1 protein-coding gene is annotated in these 433 nt (G+C 67.2%); it reads left to right on the top strand.

From position 1 onward, the window contains the following. On the top strand, positions 1-433 hold a 433-nt coding region (locus tag D3D02_RS20115; protein WP_199723246.1), incomplete at both ends, for a NosD domain-containing protein.

Here is a 433-nt window from a genome sequence, read left to right as displayed (position 1 = left end):
GTGCTCGCCGAGAACAACACGATCCGCCACACGCGGTACGGCGTCCACTACATGTACTCGGACGACAACCGCCTCGTGGACAACGTCGCGGCCGACAACGGCGTCGGCTACGCGCTGATGGTGAGCGAGGGGCTGACCGTCCGGAACAACACGGCCCTGCGCAACGACGGCGGCAGCGGCCACGGGATACTGGCGAAGGACATCGAGGACTCGACGATCGCCGGCAACCACCTCGTCGCGAACCGGAACGGCCTCTACCTCTACAACGCGCAGGGGAACCGGCTCGTCGACAACCTGATCTACCGGAACGGGATCGGGATCCACAGCGCCGCCGTGAGCAACAACGCGGTCGTCGCGGGCAACAGCTTCGTCCGCAACGGTCGGGCGGCCAAGACGGCGCGGAACTCGCTCGTCGCCTGGAACGGCACCGAGC

The organism is Halobellus sp. Atlit-38R (genome assembly GCF_003665925.1).
Taxonomy (GTDB): Archaea; Halobacteriota; Halobacteria; order Halobacteriales; family Haloferacaceae; genus Haloquadratum; species Haloquadratum inordinatus.
The sequence above is the reverse complement of the archived record's forward strand: the minus strand, read 5'-3'. Positions and strand labels throughout refer to the sequence as shown.